This is a genomic window from Actinomadura luzonensis (assembly GCF_022664455.2).
In the GTDB taxonomy this organism is placed as follows: domain Bacteria; phylum Actinomycetota; class Actinomycetes; order Streptosporangiales; family Streptosporangiaceae; genus Nonomuraea; species Nonomuraea luzonensis.
The window spans coordinates 3,413,336-3,424,973 of sequence record NZ_JAKRKC020000001.1 but is presented as its reverse complement, the minus strand read 5'-3'; the positions used below and the strand labels follow the sequence as shown (position 1 = coordinate 3,424,973).

13 protein-coding genes are annotated in these 11,638 nt (G+C 74.2%); 7 read left to right on the top strand and 6 right to left on the bottom strand.

The window, feature by feature from the left end:
* Positions 1-37 precede the first annotated feature (37 nt).
* Together MF672_RS16750 and MF672_RS16745 are read left to right on the top strand one after the other, a co-directional pair.
* Positions 38-1,864 carry a hypothetical protein gene (locus MF672_RS16750; RefSeq protein ID WP_247815260.1) on the top strand — a complete coding sequence of 609 codons (1,827 nt, stop codon included), beginning with the start codon at positions 38-40 and terminating at the stop codon, positions 1,862-1,864.
* 138 nt (positions 1,865-2,002) lie between these two features.
* Positions 2,003-2,365, top strand: coding sequence for a nuclear transport factor 2 family protein (locus MF672_RS16745; RefSeq protein WP_242378338.1), 363 nt, complete (start codon positions 2,003-2,005; stop codon positions 2,363-2,365).
* 105 nt (positions 2,366-2,470) lie between these two features.
* Here the strand turns inward: MF672_RS16745 and MF672_RS16740 are convergent, their stop codons facing one another.
* Positions 2,471-3,460 (bottom strand): serine hydrolase domain-containing protein, encoded by a 990-nt coding sequence (locus MF672_RS16740; RefSeq protein WP_242378254.1) that lies wholly within the window; start codon positions 3,458-3,460, stop codon positions 2,471-2,473.
* A gap of 261 nt (positions 3,461-3,721) precedes the next feature.
* On the opposite strand from MF672_RS16740, the gene MF672_RS16735 reads away from it, so the two are divergent.
* On the top strand, positions 3,722-3,940 hold the full coding sequence (locus MF672_RS16735; RefSeq protein ID WP_242378256.1) for a hypothetical protein: 219 nt from the start codon (positions 3,722-3,724) through the stop codon (positions 3,938-3,940).
* A gap of 49 nt (positions 3,941-3,989) precedes the next feature.
* A complete protein-coding gene (locus tag MF672_RS16730; protein ID WP_242378258.1) occupies positions 3,990-4,646 on the top strand; it encodes a maleylpyruvate isomerase N-terminal domain-containing protein in 657 nt (218 codons plus the stop codon).
* 21 nt (positions 4,647-4,667) lie between these two features.
* Here the strand turns inward: MF672_RS16730 and MF672_RS16725 are convergent, their stop codons facing one another.
* On the bottom strand, positions 4,668-5,783 hold the full coding sequence (locus MF672_RS16725; protein ID WP_242378260.1) for an epoxide hydrolase family protein: 1,116 nt from the start codon (positions 5,781-5,783) through the stop codon (positions 4,668-4,670).
* Positions 5,784-6,139: 356 nt separating this feature from the next.
* On the opposite strand from MF672_RS16725, the gene MF672_RS16720 reads away from it, so the two are divergent.
* Positions 6,140-7,978, top strand: coding sequence for a fibronectin type III domain-containing protein (locus tag MF672_RS16720; RefSeq protein WP_242378261.1), 1,839 nt, complete (start codon positions 6,140-6,142; stop codon positions 7,976-7,978).
* A gap of 87 nt (positions 7,979-8,065) precedes the next feature.
* Here the strand turns inward: MF672_RS16720 and MF672_RS16715 are convergent, their stop codons facing one another.
* A complete protein-coding gene (locus MF672_RS16715; protein WP_242378262.1) occupies positions 8,066-8,551 on the bottom strand; it encodes a hypothetical protein in 486 nt (161 codons plus the stop codon).
* A 312-nt stretch (positions 8,552-8,863) separates the two neighbouring features.
* On the opposite strand from MF672_RS16715, the gene MF672_RS16710 reads away from it, so the two are divergent.
* The gene (locus MF672_RS16710) at positions 8,864-9,211 is read left to right on the top strand and encodes an SRPBCC domain-containing protein (protein ID WP_242378263.1); all 348 of its coding nucleotides are present in this window, start codon (positions 8,864-8,866) and stop codon (positions 9,209-9,211) included.
* 58 nt (positions 9,212-9,269) lie between these two features.
* On the top strand, positions 9,270-10,256 hold the full coding sequence (locus MF672_RS16705) for a helix-turn-helix transcriptional regulator (RefSeq protein WP_242378264.1): 987 nt from the start codon (positions 9,270-9,272) through the stop codon (positions 10,254-10,256).
* 70 nt (positions 10,257-10,326) lie between these two features.
* On the opposite strand, the gene MF672_RS16700 is transcribed toward MF672_RS16705, so the two are convergent.
* The 3 genes from MF672_RS16700 to MF672_RS16690 all read right to left on the bottom strand — a co-directional run bounded on the left by MF672_RS16700 (position 10,327) and on the right by MF672_RS16690 (position 11,540).
* Positions 10,327-10,857, bottom strand: coding sequence for a nitroreductase/quinone reductase family protein (locus MF672_RS16700; protein ID WP_242378265.1), 531 nt, complete (start codon positions 10,855-10,857; stop codon positions 10,327-10,329).
* A gap of 108 nt (positions 10,858-10,965) precedes the next feature.
* Positions 10,966-11,238 carry a hypothetical protein gene (locus tag MF672_RS16695; protein ID WP_242378267.1) on the bottom strand — a complete coding sequence of 91 codons (273 nt, stop codon included), beginning with the start codon at positions 11,236-11,238 and terminating at the stop codon, positions 10,966-10,968.
* Complete coding sequence (locus MF672_RS16690; RefSeq protein WP_242378270.1) at positions 11,235-11,540, bottom strand: LLM class flavin-dependent oxidoreductase; 306 nt, start codon at positions 11,538-11,540, stop codon at positions 11,235-11,237. The genes MF672_RS16695 and MF672_RS16690 overlap by 4 nt, the downstream gene beginning before the upstream one ends.
* Between the last annotated feature and the right edge of the window lie 98 nt (positions 11,541-11,638).

The window sequence follows — 11,638 nt, the reverse complement described above, 5'->3', positions numbered from 1 at the left end:
GAGTGCGCGGTCCATTACGATCATCCGCATCGCCGTCTTGCTCCGGGCCGTCGCCCGCCACCGTTTCGGGCGTGCGGCCGCCGTCGCCGTCGCGCTCTACCTGACCGCCGTCGCCGTCGCCATGGCGCTCGGCGGCGGGCGCGCGCTCGTCGGGCTCGCGCCGATCACGCCCGTGGTGTGGTGGGACGCCGGGCTGTGGCCGCTGTACGCCGCGGTCTGCGTGCTGGACGGGTGGTCGCTGTGGCAGATCCTGCGCGGCCCCGCGCTGCCGCGCGCCGGGGCGCCGGGGCGCGCGGTGGTGCGGCCGGGCGAGGTGGTGTGGCTGCGCCGCCTGCTCTACGCCGACGTCGCCGGTGAGCTGGTGCTGTGGGAGCTTCTCGACGACCTGTCCGAGCATGTGGCGTACGCCGCCGGGCTGGCGGTGTCGGCCGCCACGGTGGTCCTGCTGGTGCGGGTCCTGTCCGGGGTCACGGCCCGGTTCCGGGTGGTCGCCGTCGCGCTCGGGCTGGCCGGCCTGCTCGCCGGGGTGCTGCGGCTGTTCGCCACGGGCACGACGCTGACGGCGCTGTTCTGGGCGGGGCTGGCGGCCGTCGGCTGCCGGGCGATGATCCTCGCCGGCCAGCACCACGACGGGCGCTTCAGCCCGGCGACGACGAGCATCGGCTGGATCGCCCTGCTCGCCTCGCAGGCCGGCGGCCCCCTGCTCGACCTCGGGCGGCCGTGGTCCGGCGGCCTGGAGGTGGCGGTGCACGCGCTCGGCGGGCTGGGCGTCGTGTGGCAGGCACGCACAGCGCACGAGCTCGCGGCCCAAAGCCACGCTGCGGACGGGGCCGGGGCGGACGGGGCCGGGGCGGACGGGTCGGCCGCGCGGCTGGGTGGGGGTGGCGTCGCGGTGGCCGGGGGCGGGCGGGTGCCGCGCGGGCTCGTCGCCGCCGTGCTCGCGCTGCCGCTGGCCGTGGTCGGCGCGGAGGAGGGCGTCCGGCTCACCTACACCGCGCCGGACGACGGCTGCCGCGACCGGCTGCGGCCCGCGGCCGGCCTCGGCGTCGAGGAGCGGCGGCGCTCGTTCCTCTGCCTGGCCAGGGGCGAGACCTTCACGACGGCGCCGCTGTTCCCCGAGGACCTGCCGGACCAGCGCGTCCTGGCCCGCGGCGAGGAGCTGTGCGCCCTGCCCGGCGACCGGGAGCGCGACGCGCGGCACCGGCGGGCGGGCGGCAGCGGCGACACCGCCGAGCTGGCTGCGGCCCTGGACCACCTGTGCCCCGGCCTCGAAGCCCGGCGGCAGGCGGACGCGGCCCGCCGGCAGGCCGAGCGCGACCGGGAAGTGGCCGAGTGGAAGGCGGCGGCCAACGCCCGCTGCGCCGACCCCTGGCCCAGGACGCGGGCCAGGCGGCAGGGCACGGCCGCGTACATGCTGTTCGAAGGCGGCGGCTACGCCGTCTTCGACGACCGCGAGGAGTTCGCCGCCGACCCCTTCGCCGCCGTCGACGACGGGTTCATCGACGTCGCCGGCAGCAGCGCCGCCATCCTGACCGGCTCCGAGAACACGGCGATGTGCCTGACCGTCAAGGCGTTCGACGCCGCCCCGCCGCTGCGGCTCACCGGCTGGGACCGGGTGGTGGAGGTGGGCATCACCAGCCGCAGCGGCCGCCTGGTGGTCCCGCCCTACCCCGAGGGCGGCGGCAGCGGGGCGGCCGGGCCGCTGCCGAACCTGGCCGTCGCCGGTCCCGGGCACTACCGCCTGCGCGTACACGCCCGCACCCGGCCGTGGGACGCGGACGACCCGGACGCGCCGCTGGAGGAGCACCTGGTCGTGGTGTATCCCGGCAGGTCGGCGAAGAAGGCCGTGCACAGGGTGCGGTGAATCCTCGACCGTCGCGAATCGCGCGCGACGCTCTGATCGACGGCCGCCGCCGATCGGAGTCCCTGGAGCGGACCGCAAAGATCAGCCGAGCGTGAACGTCCTGGCGCGGACACGGCGCCGGCTGGGAGGGTGGACCTCATGATGGAAGACTTGCGGGACGCCGAGCGCCGGCTTCAGGCCGCGCAGCTCGCTGGAGATGTCGAGGCGCTGGATCGGCTGCTGGATGATCGGCTGATTTTCACCTTCGGTGCGAACGTCGCCACCAAGGCGGACGACCTGGAGCTGCACCGCACCCGGACGCAGGTGCTGACGAAGGTGGCCGAGGAGGAGCTGACCGTGCTCGTCGATGGGCGCACCGGGGTGACGTGGTTCCTCGGCACCCTCGAAGGGACCGTCTCCGGTGCGCCGTTCGCGGCCAGGATGCGCTACACGCGTACGTGGCTGTACGACGAGACGCACGGCTGGCGCATCATCGCCGTGCACGCCGGCACGACCGATTGACGTAGCCGACACGTTGCCCGAGTTCGCCCGCGCCCCGGGAGCGGGCTGACACTGGAAGGCAGGCCATCCCGGCAAGATCAAGAACTGGATCTCAGAGACGCCCTCTCACCGCCGCCGCTCGTGACCGCCCTCGCCCGGCCGTTCCGCCGCGGCGGTGAGCAGGGCGTCCATGAGCGGCACGCGGCGCTCGGTGTCGTCGCCGAGCGCGACGACGACGGCGGTCAGGTCCAGCTCGGGCACGCGGGCGTGCAGGGCGCGCAGCCCCGCCCAGCTGCCGCCGTGCCGGTAGACGCGGCGCCCCGCCCAGGAGCGGACGCCCATGCCCCACGCGTAGTCGAGCGGCGTCCCGTCGTCGAGGCGTCCCGGGGTCTGCAGGAGCTCCGCGACGCCGAGCGCGTCGGCGTTGAGCGCCTGGCCCCAGCGCAGCAGGTCGCGGAGCGTCGTCCAGACCCCGCCGTCGCCCAGGGACAGCGGGGCGGGGTGCGGAGGGGCGAGCGGCGCGGCGCCCGGCGGCGCGGGCCCCGGCCCGGACCAGTGGCGGGTGTCGGCCATGCCCAGCGGGCCGAACAGGTCGCGCTGGGCGAGCTCGGACAGCGGCAGGCCCGCCGCCCGCTCCATCACCGCCGCCAGGCAGACATAGCCGGCGTTGGAGTAGACGAAGGCCGTGCCCGGCGGCCGGCGCAGCTCCGGGAGGCGGGCGAGCGCGTCCATGACGGCGGAGGTGGTCCGGTCGGCGGTCGCGTCAGCGGGCAGGAGATCGCCGGGCGCGGTGCCGGCGGGCAGGCCCGACGTGTGGTGGACCAGATGCCGGAGCCGGACCGTTGCGGCCCACGCCGGCAGCTCCGGGAGGCGGTCGGCCAGGGGCTCCTCCGGGTCCAGGGTGCCGCCCCTGACCAGCAGCGCCGCGCAGGCCGCGGTCATCTGCTTCGCCAGCGACGCGGCGTAGACGAGCGTCGTCGCGGTCAGCGGCCGGCCGTCCGGCGCGACCCCCTGGGCCAGCAGCACGGGCTCGGCCTCGCCGCGCCGCACCCCGGCCACGATCGGCTCGCCGGGGCCGTACCCGGCTTCGGCGGCGAGCGCCCCTGACTCGATCACGCCGCCATTCTCCCCCAGCCCCTCCCCGTCCCCTGCTGGCGTCATCGCGTCACTGAGTCGATACTCACGGTGGTGGCCGTGCGTACGGGGAGGGACAACGGAAGCCGGAACGGAACGCCGTCCCGCGGCGGGCGGGAGCAGGGTCCGCGACGTGGTGCGCGACGTGGTGCGCGACGTCTTGGCCGAGGTCGCTCCCGAGGAGCGGCCCGTCGTGGCGGGCCTGTGCCGCTTCAGGGACCGCACGGTGGTGCGACGGCTGCGGTGGCGACGGCGGTGGCGACGGCGGTGGCGACGGCGGTGGCGACGGCGGTGGCGACGGCGGTGGCGGCCGCTCGGGTTCGCCATGGGCGAGCTGAGCGGCTGGCCTTCGTGGCGTGGTCGTTCGTGGCCCTGGCGACCGGACCGGCGCTCGCCGCCGCGACCGCCGCAGCCCTGGCGAGCCGTTCCCGGCCGGCTACCAGCACGGCCGGCTACCTGTGACGTCCGCCCCCGGTTGTCCGGCGCCGGGCCGCCGCACTACCGTGCCGGGATGGATCTTTTCGCACGGTCGTGGGCGGCGCTGCGCGCGGCGGTCGCCGGCCTGCCGGACGACGCCTTCGCCGAGCCCTCCGGCTGCGCCGGGTGGCTGGTCAGGGACCTGGTGTGCCATCTGGTCATCGACGCCCAGGACGTCCTGATCACCCTCGTCACCCCCGCCGGCTCCGAGCCCACCCGCGACGCGGTCACCTACTGGGAGGTCACCTCGACCTCGCCCACCGGTGAGGACCCGCTCGACGCGCTGATCGTGCGGCTCGCCGCCGCGTACGAGGAGCCCCGGCTGCTGAAGTTCCACCTGGACGACGTGGGCTCCGCCGCCGGCCGCGCCGCCGCGCTGGCCGATCCGGCGCTGCGGGTCGCCACCCGCGACGTGGTCCTCACCGCGGGCGACTACCTGTCCGCGTACGTCCTGGAGTGGACGCTGCACCACCTCGACCTGGTCGCGCATCTCCCGGACGTGGCCGGGCCGCCCGCGGAGGGGCTCGCCCGCTCCCGCTGGATGCTGGAGCAGATCGCCGGCGCCCCGTTCCCCGCGTCCTTCTCCGACCGGGACGCCCTGCTGGTCGGCACCGGACGCCGGCCGCCGACCGGCCAGGAGCGCGCCGCGCTGGGCGAGCTGGGCGCGAGGCTGCCTTTCGTCGTCGGCTGACGGCCCCGCCGGGGCGGCGGGTCAGCGGAACCGGCGGAAGAAGCCGCGGATGTCCTCGATCAGCAGGTCGGGCGCGTCGTGCGCGGCGAAGTGGCTGCCCTTGTCGTAGACGTGCCAGGACACGATGTTGCTGTGGTCGCGTTCGGCGAACGGCCGGATCGACTGGAAGTCCCAGGCGAAGTTCGCCAGGCCGAGCGGCACGGTGGTGGGCTCGGCGGGCTTGTCGGCGGCGTGGAAGTCCTCGTAGTAGAGGCGGGCGGACGACGCCGCCGTGTTGGTGAGCCAGTAGATCATGGTGTTGGTCAGCACGTAGTCGGGGTCGAGGTTCGGGCCGAGCAGCTGGGCGTTCCAGCCGAGCTGACCCACCGGCGAGTCGGCCAGCGCGTGGGCCAGCGTCTGCGGCGCGGTGGACTGCAGCTTGTCGTAGGCGCCGCCGTTCTCCGTCCACCAGCGCAGGAACTCCACCTTCTTGCCGTCCTCCTCGGACAGCCCGGCCAGCTCGGCGGGGTCGCCGGAGGGGAAGGAGAAGATCTGGGTGACGTGCACGCCGACGACGTGCTCGGGGTCGCAGCGGCCGACCTCCGGCGAGATGAGCGAGCCGCCGTCGTTGCCGTGCGCGCCGTAGCGCCCGTAGCCGAGGCGGCGCATCAGCTCGGCCCACGCCCTGGCGATGCGGTAGCGGTTCCAGCCGCGCTCGCGGGTGGGGCCGGAGAAGCCGAAGCCGGGCACCGAGGGGATGACCAGGTGGAAGGCGTCGGCCGGGTCGCCGCCGTGGGCGCGCGGGTCGCTGAGCGGGCCGATCACGTCCAGGTACTCGACGACCGTGGTCGGCCAGCCGTGCGTGAGCAGCAGCGGCGTGGCGTCCGGCTCCGGTGAGCGGACGTGCAGGAAGTGCACGCTCTGCCCGTCGATGGTCGTGGTGAACTGCGGGTGGGCGTTGAGCCTGGCCTCCCACGCGCGCCAGTCGTACTCCTCGCGCCACCGCCGTACGAGGCCGCGCAGGTAGTGCAGCGGGACGCCGTAGTCGTCGCCGGCGTCGGGCAGCTCGTCGGCCCAGCGGACCCGGTCCAGGCGCTCGGCCAGGTCGTCCAGGTCGGCCTGCGGGATGTCGATGCGAAACTCGCGGATCTCCGTCATGAATCCCACCCTGTCACCCCATTAGGAAGAAACCGCTCCTAATAGGAGGGAACGAACCCGTCCATGGACTTGAAAGTTTCACCTCGATCCTCGCGACATCTTCCGAGCAAGAGGGGCATGGACGCCGTCCGTCCGGCCCGGAGGAGCGGGCCGCGCCTTGACGGGACCGCACGCCTCATATTTGCTCCGTCGCACCATCCTTCGGCAGAGGGGGATGTGAGCGATAACACGATCTCCGTCACACCCTTTCCGCCGCACCAATGACGTGCACGGACGAGAGGACTGATCCAGCTCATGTTAACGCTAACCAAGGCCCTGGCGCCGTCCCTCCCGGCGGCGCCACAGGCAGGTGTGTGATGTCGCGGGGCAAATCCGTCCTCGCCGCTCTCGCCGCGACGGTGCTTCTCGTGATGGCCACCGGCGGCACGGCGCTGAGCAGCAGCGCGACCACGTCCGGCACGGCGAGCGCCGCCGCCGCGACCGCAGGATGCGGCAAGACCCCGACGCTCAGGAGCGGCACGCAGTCGATCCAGAGCAGCGGCCGGACCCGCTCCTTCATCCTGAGGATCCCCGACAACTACAACAACGCCAACCCCTACCGGTTGATCTTCGGCTTCCACTGGAACGGCGGCACCGCCAACGACGTCGACTCGGGCGGGACCAGCGGATTCACCTGGTCCTACTACGGGCTCAGGCAACTGGCCAACAACACCGCGATCTTCGTCGCCCCGCAGGGCCTGAACAACGGCTGGGCCAATTCCGGCGGCGAGGACCTGACCTTCGTCGACGACATGATCAGGCTGATCGAGGCGGACCTGTGCGTCGACACCACGCAGCTGTTCGCCGGCGGCTTCAGCTACGGCGGCGGCATGAGCTACGCCCTGGCCTGCGCCCGGGCGACGGTCTTCCGCGCGGTCGCGGTCTACTCCGGCGCGCAGCTCAGCGGGTGCAGCGGCGGCACCCAGCCCATCGCCTACATCGGGCTGCACGGCCTCAGGGACAACGTCCTGAACATCTCGCTGGGCCGGTCGCTGCGCGACACGTTCGTCAGGAACAACGGCTGCACCTCCCAGAACCCGCCCGAACCGGCGCAGGGCAGCCTGACGCACGTCGTCACCGCCTATTCGGGCTGCCGGTCCGGGTACCCGGTCGTGTGGGCGGCGTTCGACGGCGGCCACACCCCCGGCCCCGTGGACGGGTCCACAGCCGACGACGGCGCCCGTACCTGGACGAAGGGCGTGGTGTGGAACTTCTTCAACCAGTTCCAGAGCACGACCGACACCACCCCGCCGACCGCTCCGGGCACTCCGGCCGTCTCCAACGTGACCGCCACCAGCGCCACCCTGAGCTGGACGGCCTCCACCGACCAGGGCGGCTCCGGCCTGGCCGGGTACAACGTCTACCGGGTCACGGGCACCACCGACCCCCTGCTCGGCCAGTCCACCACCAACTCGATCACCCTGACCGGGCTGACCGCCGACACCCAGTACCAGGTCTACGTACGGGCACGCGACGGCGCGGGCAACCTGTCGGCCAACTCCGCGTTCGTCACGTTCACCACGGCCTCCACCGGCGGCGACACCACACCGCCCACCGCCCCGTCCGGGCTGGCGGCCTCCGGCACCACCGCCTCCGGCACCGACCTGTCCTGGACCGCGTCCAGTGACGACGTCGGGGTGGCCGGCTACGACATCCTGCGCGCGCCCGGAGCCACCGGCGGCACCTTCGCCCAGGTCGGCACCTCGGCCACGACCTCGTTCAGCGACACGGGCCTGACCGCGGGCACCACCTACCGCTACCAGGTCCGCGCGCGGGACGCCGCCGGCAACCTCTCGCCGGTGTCCAACACCGTCCAGGTCACCACGCAGGGCGGCACCACCGGAACCTGCACGGCCACCCCGACCGTGCAGAGCCAATGGGGCACCGGCTACGTGATCCAGCCGCTGACCATCACCAACACCAGCACCGCGACGACCACCAGCTGGACGGTCACGTTCACGCTCCCGGCCGGGCACACGCTCACCGGCTCCTGGAACGCCACCGTCACCACCAGCGGGCAGACCGTCACGGCCAGGAGCGTCAGCCACAACGGCACGCTCGCACCGGGAGCCAGCACCACCAGCTTCGGCTTCCAGGCGAGCAGGCCCAACGGCAACACCGCCCTGCCCTCCGGATACACCTGCACCAGCGCGTGACCACATCCGAAGCCGCCCGTACACCTGGCTCATGTAGGGGCGGCTTCGCCACGAGCGGCGGCCGGCGGCCGCGCGGGAGAGGGGCGTTCAGCTGTACGAGGACGACTGCGCGCTGCAGCCCGTGATATAGGGCCCGGGGTAGACCTGCTGCGTCGAGCAGCCCCAGGTGGCGTTGAGGGTCGTGGCCCAGGAGGGGATGCTGATCGCCGGCCCGTTGGTCCAGCCGACCTGGTCGTACTGGTGACCGCCGCTGCAGATGGCCGACACGCTCACCGCCGTGCTCCCGCCCGGGAGGCTGATGGTGAACGACCACGAGTGGTTCGCCGGGTTCGCGACCATCGAGCTGACAGGCACGGCCACGCTGTACGAAGGCGGTGAGGAGGCGACCGCGACGTACGAGGCGTACCAGTCCCGGGTGTCGCCCGAGTAGTTGACGTTGAGGCAGTCCACCGTGCCGTTGAGCGTCAGGGCCGAGGCGGCGGCGGGCTGCTGCGCGACCACGACCATCGCGGCGGTGGTGGCCAGCGTCGCGCCGACCGCCAGCGCCCGTCGAGCCAGGTTACCGGCGATCATGAGTTCCCTTCCTTCGAGTGCCGGGCTCGGGCGATTCTCGACGGCAGAATCGCATGCCGGCTCGGCCCCGGAAAGATTCAAGTGGAGCACCGCTCGCCGGAGCCGGCAGCCCGTGCAGGCGCGGCGGCCTGAAGAGGGCTGGTCGCGGACCACATGACGCCCTGCGACCTGCACCACGGTGTCGATGAAACTTTCAACCCGCGCCCCGGGCGCTGACCGGCCTGCCCTTTGACATGCCGCCGTGCCCGAGGCCAAGGTCGGCATGCTCATCCGCCGCGGACCGGCCGAGGTGTTCCAGGCGATCGCGGCACGATGACCCCGGGCGCGGAGCTGCTGTGGGAATGGGAGATGTACGGCGCGTCCACGAACGTCCTCGTGAAGGAGGTGGAGGAGAACAGCCGCGTCCTGTTCACCTGGAGCGGCTACACCCCCGACCACCCCACCACAGTGGAGTTCCGATTCACCCCCGCACCCGGCGACAGCACGTACGTCGAGATCACCGAAAGCGGCTTCACCGGCAGCGGCGACGAGGTCGTGCGGCACGCCCTCGACGCCACCGGCGGCTTCACGTTCCTGATCAGCGCCCTCAAGGCCCTCCTTGAGCACGACCTGGCCCTCGGGCTCATCGGCGACGCCCACCCGCGGGACGAGGCGGCATGAGCCCGGCCTGACCGCCGGTCCGCGCCTCACCCCACGAGGGTGCGGCAGGGTGGTCCTCATGCTGGACACCTCCGCCCGCCTCCTGCGGCTGCTCTCCCTCCTGCAGACGCCGCGCGACTGGACCGGCGCCGAGCTCGCAGAACGCCTCGGCGTCAGCGGCCGGACCGTCCGCGCCGACGTGGAGCGCCTGCGCAGCCTCGGCTACCCGGTGCTGGCCACGCGCGGCTCCGCCGGCGGCTACCGGCTCGGCGCCGGCGCTCAGCTGCCGCCGTTGCTGCTGGACGACGAGGAGGCGGTCGCCGTGACCGTCGGCCTGCGGGCCGCGACCGGCGGCACGGTCGCCGGCATCGAGGAGGCGTCGTTGCGGGCGCTGGCGAAGCTGGAGCGGGTGCTGCCGTCGCGGCTGCGGCGCCGGGTCGCCACGCTGCAGACGTACATGGTGCCGGTGCCGCGCGACGACCCCGGGCCCGTCGTCGACCCGTCGGTCCTGACCACCCTGACCGCGGTGTGCCGCGACCGGGAACGGCTGCGCTTCGACTACCACGACCACACCGGCGCGGCCACCCTGCGGATCGTGGAGCCGTACCGGCTGGTCGTCTGGGGCCGCCGCTGGTACCTGCTGGCGTGGGACGTCGAGCGCGAGGACTGGCGCACCTTCCGCGTGGACCGGCTGCGGCCCCGCATCCCGACCGGCCCCCGCTTCCCGCCCCGCGACCTGCCCGACGACGACGTCGCCGGCTACGTCTCCCACCGGGTGTCCGCCGCCGCCTGGCGGCACCGGGCGCGGGTCACCGTGCACGCGCCGGCCGAGGTCGTCGCCGGCCGCATCAGCCCGGCGGCCGGCACCCTCGAACACCTCGACGAGCGCACCTGCGTGCTGCACACCGGCGCCGACACGATCGAGGCCCTCGCCGTGCACCTGGGGCTGCTCGACGCGGACTTCGACGTCACCGGGCCGCCGGAGCTGATCGCGCACCTGCGCCGCCTGGCCGTCCGCTACACCCGCGCGACCGCCCAGGAACCGGCCGAGGGCCACCCGGAGTGACGGCTCCGGGGCGGCGTCTCCGGAACGGCGCGGGGGCTCGGGGTGACGGGCTCCGGGGCTGACCGGGGGCTCAGGGTGACGGCTTCAGGACGACCACCGCCGTCTCCGTCGGCCGCAGCGCCGCGAAGGCGTCCAGGTGCGGGTCGATCTCGCGCCAGCGGGCCCACAACCGGGCGCGCTCGCCGCCCGTCGCGGCATGGGCGCGCACCCGGCGCCGGCCGCCGCGGAGGTGGACCGTCGCGTCGGGGTTCGCCTGGAGGTTGAGCCACCAGGACGGCTCGCCCGGTCCCCAGCCGTTCATGGCCAGGGCGACCAGGTCGGGGCCGTCCTCCAGGTAGGCGATGATGACGCCGCGCCGGCGTCCGGTGCGGCGGCCGGTGGTGGTCAGGTGCAGGGCGCCCCAGCGGCCGGCACGCGGCCGCCACAGGCCGGCGTGCCCGCCGAAGACCCGGTACAGGCCCCTGTGCGCCGACCAGGCCAGGCGGATGATCCGGCGGGGCGGAAGTCGTGGTGGTGTCGTGCGTTCCTCGACCGGCATGGCGGCCTCCCTCCCGGCCGCGGCCCGGTGCGCGGTCCGGTGCGCGGTCCGGTGCGCGGCCACGGACTGGACGTTAACCGCGACACGCCGCCGGGCGGCAGAGCCGAACGGCCCCCGCGGCCGGGCGAACGGCCCGCGGCGGTGGCGCGGCCGGGTGAACGGCATTCCCGCTCAGCCGGACCCGGGCAGTCCGAGCTTGGCCGCCAGCGCCTCCATCAGCTCCACCTGCCGCTCGTGCCCGTGGGGCAGCAGGTGCAGCGCGACGTGCGACTCGTCCGCGCCCGCCTCCGCCGCCCGCTCCAGCTCGCGCAGCGCGGCGCCGGCGAACGTCGCGGCCGCGACCCGCTGCCCCGGGCGCACCGGGATGACGTTCACCACGACGGTGCCGGCGCCGCCCGCCTCCCGGTACCAGCGGACCTGCCGCCGGGTGTCGTCCCAGTTCACGGCCACGGCGATGAAGCCGTCCCCGACGCGGGCGGCCCGCTCGATCGTCGGGCGGGTGATCGCGCCGAGCCGACGTCCAGCCGTCCCTGGCACAGCCGGTCGAGCGTGGCCAGCCTGCGGGCCAGCGCGACGGGCTGGTGGAAGATGGTGTTGAGGATGCCGGTGGCCACCCGCAGGCGCCGCGTGTGCGCCGCCGCCCAGGTCAGCAGCTCCAGCGAGTCCCAGACGTGCCCGTCGGGCAGGCCCGCGTCGTTGCCCCAGTGCGGCCCGGCGGGGACGGGCAGCCGGTCGCTGGCGGACACGGCGTGGAATCCGAGCCGTTCGGCCGCCGGGCGGATTCTTGCCGCCCGGGGCGCAAGAATCCGCGCACGGCTCCGACCACCCGGTGACCGACGGACAT